Origin of the sequence: Magnetospirillum moscoviense (assembly GCF_001650635.1) — a bacterium.
Classification (GTDB): Bacteria; Pseudomonadota; Alphaproteobacteria; order Rhodospirillales; family Magnetospirillaceae; genus Magnetospirillum; species Magnetospirillum moscoviense.
The window spans coordinates 1-13222 of the sequence record NZ_LWQU01000179.1 but is presented as its reverse complement, the minus strand read 5'-3'; the positions used below and the strand labels follow the sequence as shown (position 1 = coordinate 13222).

Below are 13222 nucleotides of genomic sequence, written 5' to 3'. Positions count from 1 at the left end.
TCTATGGTCTGTTTCAACAACGACCACTTTGGCGCATTGCGACGCCGGTGAGCAGGGGCCGTCCACCCCATCATTGCAGGGCGAAATTCTGGTCCTGGATGCCCAGATTGGCCGGCACCGGCCCGGCCTTGCCGTCGGGGGCCTTGTCGGCGGCCAGGAAGCCCAGCGCGCCCAGGCGGTAATTCAGCGTCACCACCACCGCGGTGCCGGTCTCGGCCAGCGAGGCGCCGTTATAAAGCGGCTCCGAGCCCGAGCCGATGACGAAGGCGCCGCCATGGATGAACACCATCACCGGCAGCGCCTGGCCGTTGGTCACCGCCGGCGATGGGGTCCACACGTTCAGATACAGGCAATCCTCGGAACTGCCCGGCCTGGGCGGGCTGCCCTGGGCGCACACCGGCCCGGCATTGATGGCCTGCAGCACGCCTTGCCAGGATGACGCGGCGGTCGGCGGCTGCCAGCGCAGCCCGTTGCCCGGAATCGGCGGTTTGGCGTAGGGCACTCCCATATAGGTGAACAGACTGCCCTGCTGGGGGCCACAAACCTGGCCGGCGGCGGTGGTGACCGTCGAGCCGGCGGCACAGCTCTGTTGGGCCTGCGCGTCCTGGCTACCGGCCCCCAGGGACAGCGCGGCGACGGCGACGGCCCATCCGAATAGACGTTTCATTCTCCCCTCATGCGATTGTTTTCGCGTTACAGAACCCCATAAGTCGCACTGTGTCCGGCGAACGACAAGTTAAGCGCGTATAAGTGTCGCAAAAAGACGACCTTAGGAGTAGTGTGACGGCAGTTGCGCGGTGCCCCGGGAAAGGTGCACACTGGGAATGTCAGCATTCCAGAAGGGAGGGCGGGCATGGCAACGATCGGCAAGGTGACCACGGGGTCGCCATTGGTTCGGCCAGTCCAGTCGGCAGAAGCCGGGAAAGTAGCGGGACAGATGCGCCTGGCGGCGGAAGAAGCCGACAAGGTGATGGGGCGTGTCCGCCAAGCGATGGACGAAGGGCGCCGTATCGCCGACGGGCTGCGTCAAAGCATGTCGTCAGAGCGCAAGGCCCGCGCGCGCGAGACCGTCGAGCGGCTGAAACAGCAACTTCTCCAACTGGCGCCGGTCCTGGCGCTCAATCCCAAGGCGGCGGCCAGTGTGCTGCGCCAGATGACGCGGCAATTGGCCGACGCCGTCTCGGATTACGCCCGGGATGGGGCCCCTCGGACCAACGCGGCTCCGGCCCCTGCCGCGGCAGCGTCATCGTCCGGTGCGGCCTTGTCCGATCCGGCGGCTTCCGAAACTACCCCGTCCGCCACGGCCGCTGCCGATCCGGCTGCACAGCCGGTGGCGGCCAAGGCCGAGCCGGCCGCCCGGGTGACCATGACCCCCGGCGAGGCCTCGGACGTTGCCGCCGCCGCCCGTGCCGCCGAGCGCGAGAAGGCGCGAACTGCCTATCAAGCGGCCGCCGGCGCCCAGGAAATCCACGCACCCGACGAAAAATTCCTTCGTGAAGCTCGCCAGGTCTTCGAACGGTTGAAAGTGATGGTGCGGGGAATGCTGGCGCTGCTCGAAGACGAGCATCAGCGCAAGAAGGAAGCCCGCGCCTTCGACGAAAACGCCGAGATCATCGAAAAGGGATTGGCCGAGATCGAGGGCTGGAGCAAAGAACCGGCGCCGATCGCGCCGCCGGTCTCGCCGACGGCGCCGGTGTCGGTGGCGGTATAAGACCGTCGGCCGGCTAGTGTGGTGATTCCGAAGTTCGCATCAAAATGCGGACATCGGAATCACCACACAATTCAACAGATTAGTGGCCTGCTCATCCCAGAAATTCACTTGCGAATTTCTGGGGCAGGACACTAGAGGCCGGCCAGGCGCTTTGCTAAACTCGGCCCATGACGACCGAAATCTATTCCTGCAAGGACGGCCAGCCCCTGAAAGAGGGGCGGCTGGACACTTCCGACAGCATCACCACCCGCGAGGACGCCGAGCCCGACGCCAAGCGCCGCTGCCAGAAGGACCCGACCATCAAGAAGGTGGCCTATTACAAGGTCGATGCCTCGGGCGACTTCAAGGTGTTCTTCTCGTATACCAATCCCAACTGCAAACCGGTGGGCGCCAAGCCGGCGGCCGCCGCCAAACCGCCGGCCAAGAAGCCGGTTCCACCCAAGAAGAAACCCGGCCTGATCGCCCGCATCGTCAAGGCGCTGGCGGGGTGACCTTCAAAAACACGAACTTGGCCGCGCCATAGGTGCGCCGCTCGAGCTCAGAAAATCCTGCCGGCGGGGTGAAATCCTCGTCGGCGGCGACTTCCACCACGCACAGCGCGTCTGGCGCCAGCCAGCCCGTGGCCGCCAGTGACGCCAGGCAGGGCGCGGCCAGGTTCAGGTGGTAGGGCGGGTCCAACAGGGCCAGCGTGCAAGATTGCGGGGCCGGCGGCAGGCGGCAGGCATTGGCCTTGACGATGGTGGCGCGCTGGCCCTCCCGCAGCGTCTCGACATTGGCCTTCAGTGCCGTCAGGGCCGCATGGGCCTGCTCGACCAGGGTGACGTGGGCGGCGCCGCGCGACAGTGCCTCAAGCCCCAATCCGCCGCTGCCGGCGAAGCAATCGACCACGCGGGCGCCGTCCAGCTCGACATGGGCCGAGTGGGCCAGGATGTTGAACAAGGCCTCGCGGGCGCGGTCGGCGGTCGGGCGGGTGTCGCGGCCCGAGGGGGCCGCCAGCCGGCGCCCCTTATGAACGCCGCCGACGATCCGCATGGGGGCCGGCCTTGCCGGTGGGCTTATCGGTGGGTCGCTCGGGGCGGGCCGGCTTCTTCTTGGGGGCCGGCGGGCGGGCGCGCTCGGTGGTGTCGGCCTTGGCCCAGCCGGATTCGCGGTCGCCCAATTGTTCCTTGACCACCTTGGCCGGCACTTCCTCGACCGCGCCTTCCTCCAGGCTGCCCAGTTGGAACGGGCCATAGGCGACGCGGATCAGTCGGCTGACCGGCCAGCCCAGATGGTCCATGACGCGGCGGACCTCGCGGTTCTTGCCTTCCTTCAAGGACAGGGTCAGCCAGGCGTTCGAGCCCTGCTGGCGGTCCAGCTGGGCCTTGATCGGGCCGTACTTGACGCCCTCGATGGTGATGCCCTTTTCGAGTCCGACCAGGGTCTCGGGCGGCACCTCGCCATGGACGCGCACGCGGTAGCGCCGCACCCAGCCGGCGGCCGGCAGTTCCAGCTTGCGGGCCAGTTCGCCGTCATTGGTCAGCAGCAGCAGGCCTTCCGACGACAGATCCAGGCGGCCGACCGACATGACGCGCGGCAGGCCGTCGGGCAGCTTCTCGAACACCGTCGGGCGGCCCTGGGGGTCGCGGTGGGTGGTGACCAGCCCGGCCGGCTTGTGATAGCGCCACACCCGGGTCCGTTCCGGCTCGCCGACCAATTGGCCATCGACGACGATGCGGTCGGCATCGGTGACCAGCACCGCCGGGGTGTCCAGCACCTTGCCGTTCAGGGTGACCTTGCCCAGTTGGATCAGCCGCTCGGCGTCGCGGCGCGAGCAGATGCCGGCCCGCGCGATGCGCTTGGCGATGCGTTCGCCCTTGGATTCGTCTTCGACGTCTTCGGTCATGTGCAGGCCTCGATGAAGGCGCGGGCCAGGGCCCGGTCGGCTTCGGAAATGTTGAATTCGGGATGCCATTGCACCCCGATGCAGAAACGCTTGTCCGGGGCCTCGATGCCCTCGATCACCCCGTCGGGGGCGGTGGCATCGACGATGCAGCCGGGCGCCACATTCTTGACCGCCTGATGGTGGGCGGAATTGACCGCCACGGTGCCGGCCCCGGTGATGGCCGCCAGCCGGGTGCCTTCGGCGATGGCGACGGTGTGGCCGGGCTCGTTCCTGGGATTGGGCTGCTCGTGGGCCAGGCAGTCCGCGACCTCGTCGGGGATGTGCTGGATCAAGGTGCCGCCCAATGCCACGTTCAGAAGCTGCTGGCCGCCGCATATGCCGAGAATCGGCATATTGCGTTCCAGCGCGCCCTGGACGATGGCCAGCTCGAAGGCGGTGCGGCGGCTTTTCAGGGTCACCGTGGCGTGGCGGCTGTCTGCCCCGAACAGGGCCGGATCGACATCGAAGGCGCCGCCGGTCACCAAAAGGCCGTCGATGCGGTCGAGATAGTGGGCGGCCAGTTCGGGTTCATGCGGTAGAGCGATCGGCAGGCCGCCGGCCTCGGCGATCCAGCCGGCGTAATTCTGGCGAAGCGCGTACCACGGGAACTTCGAATAGCCGCCGGGCTCTTCGCTGTCCAGGGTGATACCAATGACGGGTGTGCGGGTCATCCCTGCTGTATAGAGCCCTGCGCCCTTGGCTTCAATGTGATAGATGATGGACATGATCGACTTCATGGCCATCGCACTGGATCAGGCCCGTCTTGCCGCGTCTCGCGGCGAGGTGCCGGTGGGCGCGGTGGTGGTGCAAGACGGGCGGGTTGTCGCCCAGGCCGGCAACCGGGTCGAGGAACTGGCCGACCCCACCGCCCATGCCGAGATGCTGGCGATCCGTCAGGCGGCCGAAGCCATCGGCAATGTCCGCCTGGATGGCTGTGACCTTTATGTCAGCTTGGAACCTTGTCCGATGTGCGCGGCGGCGATTTCGCTGGCCCGCCTGCGCCGGCTGGTGTTCGGCGCCTATGATCCGAAAAGCGGCGGCACCGAGCACGGCGCCCGGGTATTCGACCATGCCACCTGCCACCACCGCCCCGAGGTGGTGGGCGGCGTGCGCGAGGCAGAGGGGGCGGCCCTGCTGAAAAGCTTCTTTCAGGACAGACGAGGAGAAAACCGATGAGCACCAAGGACTGGCCGCAGATGGCCAAGGAATTGTCGGGCCTGCTGGGTCAGGTGCGCGGCACCATCCCCGAGGTGATGAAGGGCTTTTCCGCCATGGCCAAGGCGGCCTCGGCGCCCGGCGTGCTGGACGCCAAGACCAAGGAACTGATCGCCCTGGGCATGGGGGTGGCGGCCCGTTGCGACGGCTGCATCGCCTTCCACACCCGTACCGCCCTGGAACTGGGCACAACCCGCGAGGAACTGATGGAGGTGCTGGGCATGGCCATCTATATGGGCGGCGGCCCCAGCCTGATGTACGCAGCATTGGCGGTCGAAGCCTATGACCAGCACGCGGCGGCGAAGGCGGGCTGAACGAAAAACCCCCTTCCGGCAGGACCGCAAGGGGGTTTTGTTCCAAAGCCTGAGCGGCGACTGAGCCGCCCGGCACGGGCGCGCCAAAGGCAAGGCCGCTGATTGGTCTCGCCTTCGGCGGGACCGATCAGCGGGTCGGAACCGGCTTCTCGCCCGCATAGTCATAGAAGCCGCGGCCGGTCTTGCGGCCCAGCCAGCCGGCTTCGACGTACTTCACCAGCAGCGGGCAGGGGCGGTACTTGGAATCGGCCAGGCCGTCATACAGCACCTGCATGATCGACAGGCAGGTGTCCAGGCCGATGAAGTCGCCCAGTTCCAGCGGACCCATCGGGTGGTTGGCACCCAGCTTCAAGGCGGTGTCGATGGCTTCTACCGAGCCGACACCCTCGTACAGGGTATAGACGGCTTCGTTGATCATCGGCAGCAGGATGCGATTGACGATGAAGGCCGGGAAGTCTTCGGCCGAGACCGGCTGCTTCTTCAGCTTCAGCACCATGTCGCGGACCAGGCTGAAGGTCTCTTCCGAGGTGGCGATGCCGCGGATCAGCTCGACCAGCTGCATCACCGGCACCGGGTTCATGAAGTGCATGCCCATGAACTTGCCCGGACGGTCGGTGGCGGCACCCAGGCGGGTGATCGAGATCGACGAGGTGTTCGAGGCGATATGGGCCTCGGGCTTCAGCACCGGGCACAGCAGGGTGAAGATCTTGCGCTTGATCTGCTCGTCTTCGGTGGCGGCCTCGATGACCAGATCGCTGTCGCCGAAGTCGGCGTACTGGGTGGTGGTCTTGATGCGTGACAGGGTGCCGGCCTTGTCTTCCTCGGACAGCTTGCCCTTGGCGACCTGACGGCCCAGATTCTTGTCGATGACGCCAAGGCCCTTCTTCAGGGCCTCGTCCGTCACGTCCAGCAAGATCACCTCAAAGCCCGAAGCGGCACACACATGGGCGATACCGCTGCCCATCTGTCCGGCGCCAATGACACCAATCTTCCGAATTTCGCTCATGCGATAACTCCCGCCTGATAGGGTGTTCTGGCTCGGACGTCCGGGCCGGGGATTATTTCTTGTCCAATTCCTGAGCCAGCTCCGGCAGCGCCTTGAAGAGGTCGGCGACCAAACCGTAATCGGCGACCTGGAAGATCGGGGCCTCTTCGTCCTTGTTGATGGCGACGATGACCTTGGAATCCTTCATGCCGGCCAGGTGCTGGATGGCACCCGAGATGCCGACCGCGACATAAAGGTCGGGGGCGACGATCTTGCCGGTCTGGCCGACCTGGAAGTCGTTGGGGACGAAACCGGCATCGACGGCGGCGCGCGAGGCACCGACGGCGGCACTTAAGCGGTCGGCGACGGCCTCGATCAGGGCGAAATTCTCGCCCGAACCCATGCCGCGACCGCCCGAGACGATGATGCGGGCACTGGTCAGCTCGGGCCGTTCCGACTTCGACAGCTGCTGGCCGACGAACGACGACAGGCCGGGATCGGCGGCCGGGGCCACCGCCTCGACCGTCGCCGAACCACCCGAGGCGGCGGCGGCCTCGAAGCCGGTGCCGCGCACGGTGATGATCTTGATGGCATCCTTCGACTGCACGGTGGCCAGCGCGTTGCCGGCATAGATCGGGCGGACGAAGGTGTCGGCCGAGACCACCGCGGTGATGTCGGACAACTGGGCCACGTCCAGAAGTGCTGCGACTCGGGGCGCGACGTTCTTGCCGGTGGTGGTGGCCGGGGCCAGGATGTGGGTGTAGCCAGGGGCCAGGGCCACGATCAGCGCGGCCAGGGGCTCGGCCAGATGGTGTTCCAGGGCCGGCGCCTCGGCGGTCAGCACCTTGGCGATTCCGGCGATCTTGGCGGCCTCGGCGGCGATGGCGGCGACACCTGCGCCGGCCACCAGCACATGGATGTCGCCCCCGATCTTGGCGGCGGCGGTGACGGTGTTCAAGGTGGCGGACTTCAGCGCGCCGCCTTCGTGTTCAGCGATGACAAGGATGGTCATTTTCAGATCACCTTCGCTTCATTCTTCAGCTTGTCGACCAGGGCGGCGACGTCGGCGACCTTGACGCCGGACTTGCGCTTGGCCGGCTCTTCGACCTTCAGCGTGACCAGACGCGGGCTGGTATCGACGCCCAGATCGGCCGGGGTCACCGTGTCGATCGGCTTCTTCTTGGCCTTCATGATGTTGGGCAGCGAGGCATAGCGCGGCTCGTTCAGGCGCAGGTCGGTGGTGACCACCGCCGGCAGCTTCAGCGCCACGGTCTCGAGACCGCCATCGACCTCGCGGGTGACGGTGGCCTTGTCGCCCAGTTCCACCTTCGAGGCGAAGGTGCCCTGCGACCAGCCCAGCAGCGCCGCCAGCATCTGGCCGGTCTGGTTGCTGTCGTCGTCGATCGCCTGCTTGCCCAGGATCACCAGGCCCGGCTGTTCCTTATCGACCAGTGCCTTCAACGCCTTGGCCACCGCCAGCGGCTGCACCTCGTCATCGGTCTGGACCAGCACGCCGCGGTCGGCGCCCATGGCCAGCGCGGTGCGGATGGTTTCCTGCGCGGCCACCGGACCCAGCGACACCACCACGATCTCGGTGGCCTTGCCAGCTTCCTTCAGACGCACGGCTTCCTCGACGGCGATTTCGTCGAACGGGTTCATGCTGAACTTGACGTTCGCGGTCTCAACCCCGGAATTATCCGATTTGACGCGGATCTTGACGTTGTAGTCGATGACCCGCTTTACGGCGACCAGTACCTTCATGGTCCTCCTGATCCCTTCGGCAAGGGCCTTGTGCCGTAAATCGGCATTGCAAGGCGGATTTGGCTATTGCATTGCACCATATGCTCGCGCTTTCGCGTTGTCAACGCCAGCCCGCGCAGGGTTTTACAGGCGGTTACCGGTTGGCGCCGGGAACCCACAAAACGTCGCCGGCCGCCTGTTTGTTCAACCAGCGGGCCAGCACGAACAGATGGTCGGACAGCCGGTTGGCATAGGCGATGGCCTGGGGATTGACCGCTTCGGTCTCGGCCAGTTGGGTCATCAGCCGTTCGGCGCGGCGCACCACGGTGCGGCCCAGATGCAGTTGGGCGGCGGCTTCGGTGCCGCCCGGCAGCACGAACGAGGCCAGCGGCGCCAGCTCGGCGTTCATCGCGTCGATCTCGGCTTCCAGGCGGGTCACCTGATCGGCGACGATGCGCAGCGCCTGGCCGGGCTGTTCGTCCTGCTTGAGGGGGGTGCACAGATCGGCGCCCAGGTCGAACAGATCGTTCTGGATGCGGGCCAGCATGGAATCGGCCTGGGGGTGGGCGCGGGTGGCCAGGCGGGTCATGCCGATCACCGCGTTGGCCTCGTCCACCGTGCCGTAGGCTTCGACCCTGAGTGCGTGCTTGGGCACGCGGGCGCCGTCGCCCAGCGAGGTTTGGCCCTTGTCGCCGCCCCTGGTATAGATGCGTGTCAACGTGACCATGGTGCGCCACCGGGCTGGTTGGATCGGGCAGCCTTTATGCCATGTTCCGGGGGCGGCTGGCGAGAGCGGGCTTTCCTTGCCCGACTTTGCCCCTATAATCGGCCGGATTTTTTTCGGGATGCCCCATGCGCCTGTCGCTGACCCTCAGTACCTATATCGGCCGCCAGTTTGTGCTGGCGTTCGCGGCGGCGCTGTTGGTGATCGCCGGGGTGATCTTGCTGTTCGACGTGATCGAGCTGATCCGTCGCGCCGCCGGCCGTGGCGAATTGGGCCTTGCCACCTTGATGACCATGGCGCTCCTGAAGCTGCCGCAGATGGTGCACATGATCTTGCCCTTCGCGGTGATGATCGGGGCGATGCTGTCGTTCTGGCGCCTGACCCGGACCCACGAACTGGTGGTGGCCCGCGCCGCCGGCATTTCGGCGTGGGAGTTCCTGGCGCCGGTGGTGGTGGTCTCGGTGCTGGTCGGCATCTTCGAGGTGACGGCGGTCAATCCGCTGGGGGCGGCGATGTATGCCCGCTTCCAGCGCATGCAGGACGAGCTTCTGCTCAATAAATCCGGCGCCTTCGACCTGTCCGAGATCGGGTTGTGGCTGCGCGAGGGCGACGAAAGCCGCCAGGTGGTGGTCCACGCCGAGGATGTCCGCCAAGAGGGCCTGGCCCTGCACCTGAAAGAGGTTCACATCTTTCTGTTCGACGGCCCCGACCGGTTTGCCCGGCGGTTGTCGGCGGTGAGCGGGACCCTGGAGAACGGCACCTTCGCCCTGAACGATGTCTGGCAGATGGAAGGCGGCAAGCCCAGCCAGCATCTCGACAAGGTAAGTCTGCCGACCGAATTGACCCTGGAACGGGTGCAGGACAATTTCGCCGCCCCCGAGGCGATGAGCTTCTGGCAATTGCCGGCCTTCATCTCGTTCTTCGAGAAGGCCGGCTTCGCCGCCACCAAGCACCGCATGCATTTCCAGGCCTTGCTGGCGTCGCCGTTGTTGTATGCCTCGATGGTGCTGATCGCCGCCTTGTTCTCGCTCAGGCCCAACATGCGGGCCGGCGGGTTGCTGATCCGGGTCGGCGGCGGTGTCGGGGCCGGTTTCGCCATTTATCTGTTTTCCAAGGTGATCTTCGCCTTCGGCCTGTCCTCGACCCTGCCGCAGATCCTGGCCGCCTGGAGTCCGGCGCTGGTAGCCTTGCTGATCGGGGTCAGCGGCCTGTTCTATCTGGAAGACGGCTGAGGATTGCCAAATTCCAAGGGCGGTGGTAATCCCCGGCCATGCACAGTGACACCCCCTTCTCGCGGCCGGTCCGGCTGGCGGCCCTGACGGTCGCCGGGGTGATCCTCTGGCGCTTGGCGATCCTGGCTTTTGCCTCGCCCAACCTGTCGTTCGACGAGGCCCAGTACTGGGCCTGGGCGCAGACGTTCCAACTGGGCTATTACTCGAAGCCGCCGATGGTGGCCTGGGCCATCGCCGGCACCACCGCTTTGTGCGGCGACGGCGAAGGCTGCGTCAAGCTGTCCTCGGTGCTGGCCCATCTGGTGACCGCCGGCCTGTTGTTCCTGCTCGGCCGCGATTTGTGGAACGCCCGGGTGGGCGCCTGGGCCATGGTGGCCTGGGTGACGCTGCCGGCGGTGTCGCTGTCGTCGATGCTGATTTCCACCGACCCCTTCCTGCTGGCCTGCTGGGCCGGGGCGCTGTGGTGCCTGGTGCGCGGGCGGGCCCAGCCCGAGAAGATCAGCCGGTGGTGGCTGGGCTTCGGTCTGTTCCTGGGCCTGGGATTGCTGTCGAAATACGCCATGGCCTTCTTCCTGGCCTCGTTGGCTGTGTGGCTGATCTGGGACCGCGAGGCCCGGCCCTTGTGGAAAAGCCGGGGCCTGTGGGCCGGCATCGGCTTGGGGCTGGCGGTCTATGCCCCCAATCTGGTGTGGAACGCGCTGAACGGCTTCGTGTCCTACGAGCACACCAAGGACAACGCCAATCTGGGCGGCACCTTGTTCCACCCGGACAAGATGGCCGAGTTCGTTGGCGGCCAGTTCGCGGTGTTCGGCCCGATCTTGATGGTGGCGCTGGTGATGGCGCTGGTGGCCGGTTTCCGGTCGCGGCCCGGTTCCGCCCCGCGCCTGCTGGTGTCGTTCGCGGCGCCTGTCTTCCTGGTGATGACACTCGAAAGCCTGCTGTCGCGCGCCAACGCCAATTGGACCGCGCCGGCCTTCGTCGCCGGATTGCTGTTGGCGGTGGCGTGGCTGGCGGAGCGTCGCACCGCGTGGCTGTGGGCGTCGTTGGCCCTGCATCTGGCGGCCATGGGCGGGCTTTATCATTTCGAGACGGTTCGTCCGCTCCTGGGCGAGCGGGCGGCCAAGCTTGATCCCATGCGGCGCGTGCGCGGCTGGGAGATGGTCGGCGAGCGGCTGTCGGCGATCCTGGCCGCCCATCCCGGCGCCCGGCTGCTGGGCGACGAACGCAAGATCCTGGCCTCGTTGGTCTATTACGTGCGGCCACATCCGTTCGATTTCGCCAAGTGGAACCCGGAAGGCCGGGTGCGCGACCATTATGACCAGACCTCCAGCCTGGCCGTCGGCGAGCCCCTGATGATCTACGCCACCCAGAACCCCGAACCCCCGCAGGATGTGATCCGCCGGTTCGATCGGGCCGAGCATATCGACACCATCCGCGACCACATCGACCTGGGCGCGCGTGGGCGGCCGCTGCTGGTGTGGCGGCTGACCGGCTTCAAGGGATATTAGGCGATGCGGTGGCTGAACGCCTGGTGGGGCTCGATGGAGCGCCACCCCTGGATGTGGACCTTGGCGGCGCTGGCGCCGCTGGTGCTGTTTCCGCAGATCGACCTGACGGTGGCGTCGTGGTTCTATGTGCCTGCGCGAGATATTTTTCCTGCGCGCAGCGCGCCGTTTCCCGAATGGATCAGGAAGTCGATGCCGGTGCTGCTGTTCGCGGTAGCGGGCATCGTCGCGGTCGCCTGGCTGGCCGGTGAGGCGATGCGGCGGACCTTCCTGGGGGTTAGCCGCCGGGTGGCGGCCTTTCTGTTGCTGTCGCTGGCCCTGGGGCCGGGGCTGGTGGTTAACGTGATCCTCAAAGACAATTGGGGGCGTCCCAGGCCATCGACGCTGATCGAATTCGGCGGCCAATCCACCTATGTCCGGCCGCTGATGATCAGCGACCAGTGCGATGACAATTGCTCGTTCACCTCGGGCCATGGCGCCCTGGGCTTCTGGCCGCTGGCCTTCGCCCTGCTGGCGCCGCCGGCCTGGCGGCCCATTGCCATTGCGGCAAGCGTGGCGTTCGGGGCGGTGGTGGGGCTGGTCCGCATCGCCCAGGGCGGCCACTTTCTGTCGGACGTGGCCTTCTCGGCGGTCATCACCATCGGGCTGATTCTGTGGTTGTACCGACGGTTGTTGGGCGATTCATCGAAGAATCATCGGCAATAACCGAGGGATAGGGTTTAAACCCCTAGGCGCGTAGCCGATTCTCGGGTAATGATATAGGTTCAGACTGAGCTGCGCCTGTAGGCAAGGACCGGGATGCCCCACGCATGTGCGTGGGTTTTTGTATTTTCTATCGACGAGAATGACACATGGCTTGGAACCGAGATAATCATGGTAGCCGCTCCCGCGATCGCGGCCGGCGGGACGACTTTGGCAGCGACATGGGCGGCTACGAGCCCCCGCGTAGTACGCCGCGCATGCCCAGCAGCTTCGACCGCCAGGCGGTCAGCCAGGCGAACGTGACCGCCACCGTGAAGTGGTTCAACGCCTCGAAGGGCTTTGGCTTCGTCGCTCCGTCCGACGGTTCGCCGGATGCCTTCCTGCACATCTCGGCTCTCGAGCGCGCTGGTCTGACCCAGGTCGCCGAAGGCACCACTCTCGTCTGCGATCTTGGCCAGGGCAACCGCGGCCCGCAGGTCGTCGCCGTGCACGAGGTTGACGCCTCGACCGCTACCGCCGCTCCGCGCGCTCCGCGCACCGATCGCGGCCCGAGCGAGACCGTCGAAGGCGTGGTCAAGTTCTTCTCGGCCGAGAAGGGCTTTGGCTTCGTCCAGACCGACGAAGGCGGCAAGGACGTGTTCGTCCATATCAAGGCTCTCGAGCGTTCGGGCCTGAAGAACCTGGAAAGCGGTCAGCGGGTGCGTATCACCACCACGCTGGGCCAGAAGGGTCCCCAGGCTGACACCGTCGCTCTGATCTGACGGTCGTCTTATTCGGACAGCCCCCGCGCACGCCGCGCGGGGGCCTGTTCCGATTGTTGCGGTGCCCTTCCGTGGTGAAGGCCGCCACGCCCGCGCGTGTCGCCGGCAAACCGATCCCATTGCTGTCTTGTTGATTGGGCCGAAAGCCCGGCGCCATCCGATGCAAGAACACGGATGGTCCGCAGTCTGGTCAATCACCCGATTTTAGAAGGTGACTCCCGACCTGCCAACGGGCTTGGCGGCCCATCCATGCCCCCTTAGAGGGGGGGGCGCATGGATAGGCCACAGGGCAGCGGGGCTATCTTCCCTGTAATGGATATTGTCTGAACCCCTGAGGTTGGCGCGGACCAGACGGGCAAAGGCAAGCGGGCTTTGGACCAATTTCTGGGCCGTCTGGGCCAGGCGCAGC

General features: G+C 66.2%; 16 protein-coding genes. 8 read left to right on the top strand and 8 right to left on the bottom strand.

Features of this window, described 5'->3' with window-relative positions; genetic code table 11:
- Positions 1–70: 70 nt before the first annotated feature.
- Positions 71–667, bottom strand: a complete 597-nt coding sequence (locus A6A05_RS17195) for a carboxylesterase family protein (RefSeq protein ID WP_068503966.1) — start codon at positions 665–667, stop codon at positions 71–73.
- A 186-nt stretch (positions 668–853) separates the two neighbouring features.
- On the opposite strand from A6A05_RS17195, the gene A6A05_RS17190 reads away from it, so the two are divergent.
- A complete protein-coding gene (locus A6A05_RS17190; protein WP_156521121.1) occupies positions 854–1711 on the top strand; it encodes a hypothetical protein in 858 nt (285 codons plus the stop codon).
- Between the two features lie 167 nt (positions 1712–1878).
- The gene (locus A6A05_RS17185; RefSeq protein WP_068503961.1) at positions 1879–2202 is read left to right on the top strand and encodes a hypothetical protein; all 324 of its coding nucleotides are present in this window, start codon (positions 1879–1881) and stop codon (positions 2200–2202) included.
- Here A6A05_RS17185 and rsmD read toward each other — a convergent pair.
- The 3 genes from rsmD to A6A05_RS17170 are packed head-to-tail and all read right to left on the bottom strand — an operon-like array spanning position 2183 to position 4306.
- Positions 2183–2743 (bottom strand): 16S rRNA (guanine(966)-N(2))-methyltransferase RsmD, encoded by a 561-nt coding sequence (gene rsmD, locus A6A05_RS17180; protein ID WP_068503959.1) that lies wholly within the window; start codon positions 2741–2743, stop codon positions 2183–2185. The two genes, A6A05_RS17185 and rsmD, sit on opposite strands and share 20 nt — an antisense overlap.
- Positions 2718–3596, bottom strand: a complete 879-nt coding sequence (locus A6A05_RS17175; protein ID WP_068503957.1) for a pseudouridine synthase — start codon at positions 3594–3596, stop codon at positions 2718–2720. Before A6A05_RS17175 ends, rsmD begins: the two co-directional genes overlap by 26 nt.
- Positions 3593–4306: a gamma-glutamyl-gamma-aminobutyrate hydrolase family protein gene (locus tag A6A05_RS17170; protein ID WP_068503955.1), complete on the bottom strand. Its 714-nt coding sequence runs from the start codon at positions 4304–4306 to the stop codon at positions 3593–3595. Before A6A05_RS17170 ends, A6A05_RS17175 begins: the two co-directional genes overlap by 4 nt.
- 46 nt (positions 4307–4352) lie before the next feature.
- Here A6A05_RS17170 and A6A05_RS17165 point away from each other — a divergent pair, with 46 nt between their 5' ends.
- Together A6A05_RS17165 and A6A05_RS17160 are read left to right on the top strand one after the other, a co-directional pair.
- A complete protein-coding gene (locus A6A05_RS17165; protein WP_068503968.1) occupies positions 4353–4811 on the top strand; it encodes a nucleoside deaminase in 459 nt (152 codons plus the stop codon).
- Positions 4808–5164, top strand: coding sequence for a carboxymuconolactone decarboxylase family protein (locus A6A05_RS17160; protein ID WP_068503953.1), 357 nt, complete (start codon positions 4808–4810; stop codon positions 5162–5164). Before A6A05_RS17165 ends, A6A05_RS17160 begins: the two co-directional genes overlap by 4 nt.
- Before the next feature lie 127 nt (positions 5165–5291).
- On the opposite strand, the gene A6A05_RS17155 is transcribed toward A6A05_RS17160, so the two are convergent.
- From A6A05_RS17155 to A6A05_RS17140, 4 genes are all read right to left on the bottom strand, one after another.
- On the bottom strand, positions 5292–6170 hold the full coding sequence (locus tag A6A05_RS17155) for a 3-hydroxybutyryl-CoA dehydrogenase (protein ID WP_068503951.1): 879 nt from the start codon (positions 6168–6170) through the stop codon (positions 5292–5294).
- 52 nt (positions 6171–6222) lie between these two features.
- On the bottom strand, positions 6223–7161 hold the full coding sequence (locus tag A6A05_RS17150; RefSeq protein WP_068503950.1) for an electron transfer flavoprotein subunit alpha/FixB family protein: 939 nt from the start codon (positions 7159–7161) through the stop codon (positions 6223–6225).
- Between the two features lie 2 nt (positions 7162–7163).
- On the bottom strand, positions 7164–7910 hold the full coding sequence (locus A6A05_RS17145; RefSeq protein WP_068503948.1) for an electron transfer flavoprotein subunit beta/FixA family protein: 747 nt from the start codon (positions 7908–7910) through the stop codon (positions 7164–7166).
- A 133-nt stretch (positions 7911–8043) separates the two neighbouring features.
- Positions 8044–8616 (bottom strand): cob(I)yrinic acid a,c-diamide adenosyltransferase, encoded by a 573-nt coding sequence (locus tag A6A05_RS17140; protein ID WP_068503946.1) that lies wholly within the window; start codon positions 8614–8616, stop codon positions 8044–8046.
- 125 nt (positions 8617–8741) lie between these two features.
- Here A6A05_RS17140 and lptG point away from each other — a divergent pair, with 125 nt between their 5' ends.
- The 4 genes from lptG (at position 8742) to A6A05_RS22145 (ending at position 12813) form a co-directional block, all read left to right on the top strand.
- Positions 8742–9845: an LPS export ABC transporter permease LptG gene (gene lptG, locus A6A05_RS17135; RefSeq protein WP_068503944.1), complete on the top strand. Its 1104-nt coding sequence runs from the start codon at positions 8742–8744 to the stop codon at positions 9843–9845.
- A gap of 38 nt (positions 9846–9883) precedes the next feature.
- Complete coding sequence (locus A6A05_RS17130; protein ID WP_068503943.1) at positions 9884–11353, top strand: ArnT family glycosyltransferase; 1470 nt, start codon at positions 9884–9886, stop codon at positions 11351–11353.
- Positions 11354–11356: 3 nt separating this feature from the next.
- Positions 11357–12055: a phosphatase PAP2 family protein gene (locus A6A05_RS17125; protein WP_068503940.1), complete on the top strand. Its 699-nt coding sequence runs from the start codon at positions 11357–11359 to the stop codon at positions 12053–12055.
- Between the two features lie 254 nt (positions 12056–12309).
- Positions 12310–12813, top strand: coding sequence for a cold-shock protein (locus tag A6A05_RS22145; RefSeq protein WP_068503938.1), 504 nt, complete (start codon positions 12310–12312; stop codon positions 12811–12813).
- The last annotated feature ends 409 nt before the right edge of the window (positions 12814–13222 follow it).

Excerpts from the sequence above, each read along its gene's own strand:
- A6A05_RS17190 (WP_156521121.1), top strand. The coding sequence starts at position 854 with ATGGCAACGATCGGCAAGGTGACCACGGGGTCGCCATTGGTTCGGCCA.
- lptG (WP_068503944.1), top strand. The coding sequence starts at position 8,742 with ATGCGCCTGTCGCTGACCCTCAGTACCTATATCGGCCGCCAGTTTGTG.
- A6A05_RS17130 (WP_068503943.1), top strand. The coding sequence starts at position 9,884 with ATGCACAGTGACACCCCCTTCTCGCGGCCGGTCCGGCTGGCGGCCCTG.
- A6A05_RS17125 (WP_068503940.1), top strand. The coding sequence starts at position 11,357 with ATGCGGTGGCTGAACGCCTGGTGGGGCTCGATGGAGCGCCACCCCTGG.
- A6A05_RS22145 (WP_068503938.1), top strand. The coding sequence starts at position 12,310 with ATGCCCAGCAGCTTCGACCGCCAGGCGGTCAGCCAGGCGAACGTGACC.
- rsmD (WP_068503959.1), bottom strand. The coding sequence starts at position 2,743 with ATGCGGATCGTCGGCGGCGTTCATAAGGGGCGCCGGCTGGCGGCCCCC.
- A6A05_RS17165 (WP_068503968.1), top strand. The coding sequence starts at position 4,353 with ATGGACATGATCGACTTCATGGCCATCGCACTGGATCAGGCCCGTCTT.
- A6A05_RS17145 (WP_068503948.1), bottom strand. The coding sequence starts at position 7,910 with ATGAAGGTACTGGTCGCCGTAAAGCGGGTCATCGACTACAACGTCAAG.
- A6A05_RS17150 (WP_068503950.1), bottom strand. The coding sequence starts at position 7,161 with ATGACCATCCTTGTCATCGCTGAACACGAAGGCGGCGCGCTGAAGTCC.
- A6A05_RS17170 (WP_068503955.1), bottom strand. The coding sequence starts at position 4,306 with ATGACCCGCACACCCGTCATTGGTATCACCCTGGACAGCGAAGAGCCC.
- A6A05_RS17195 (WP_068503966.1), bottom strand. The coding sequence starts at position 667 with ATGAAACGTCTATTCGGATGGGCCGTCGCCGTCGCCGCGCTGTCCCTG.
- A6A05_RS17140 (WP_068503946.1), bottom strand. The coding sequence starts at position 8,616 with ATGGTCACGTTGACACGCATCTATACCAGGGGCGGCGACAAGGGCCAA.
- A6A05_RS17155 (WP_068503951.1), bottom strand. The coding sequence starts at position 6,170 with ATGAGCGAAATTCGGAAGATTGGTGTCATTGGCGCCGGACAGATGGGC.
- A6A05_RS17175 (WP_068503957.1), bottom strand. The coding sequence starts at position 3,596 with ATGACCGAAGACGTCGAAGACGAATCCAAGGGCGAACGCATCGCCAAG.
- A6A05_RS17185 (WP_068503961.1), top strand. The coding sequence starts at position 1,879 with ATGACGACCGAAATCTATTCCTGCAAGGACGGCCAGCCCCTGAAAGAG.
- A6A05_RS17160 (WP_068503953.1), top strand. The coding sequence starts at position 4,808 with ATGAGCACCAAGGACTGGCCGCAGATGGCCAAGGAATTGTCGGGCCTG.